This is a genomic window from Cupriavidus sp. SIMBA_020 (assembly GCF_046535395.1).
GTDB lineage: Bacteria > Pseudomonadota > Gammaproteobacteria > Burkholderiales > Burkholderiaceae > Cupriavidus > Cupriavidus campinensis.
Genome location: NZ_JAWRWU010001313.1, coordinates 1 through 248 on the forward strand (window position 1 = coordinate 1; position 248 = coordinate 248).

1 protein-coding gene is annotated in these 248 nt (G+C 51.6%); it reads left to right on the forward strand.

The genetic code is table 11. The annotated features are described in order from the left end of the window. Positions 1-12: 12 nt before the first annotated feature. Positions 13-248, forward strand: a 236-nt coding sequence (locus SB751_RS33750) for a hypothetical protein (RefSeq protein WP_410749465.1), incomplete at its 3' end; no start/stop codon positions are given.

Sequence of the window (248 nt, forward strand, 5' to 3'; positions counted from 1 at the left end):
CGCATCAACGACGTGTTCGACAAGATCTCGATTGCGAAACCCGTCTATGACCTCCTTGCAGTTTCGTCGACCGCGTGCTTCCTTTACTACTTCGCCAGCTCCAGATTTTCGAGTGGTCTGGACATCGTGGTTACGCTGATTTGCTTCCCGACATTGATTGTCGGGTCGATGCGAGGGACGGTCGTCAACAAGGTGCTCAAACTTCCTCCCCTCGTGTTCCTCGGCTCCATTTCATATTCGATCTATTT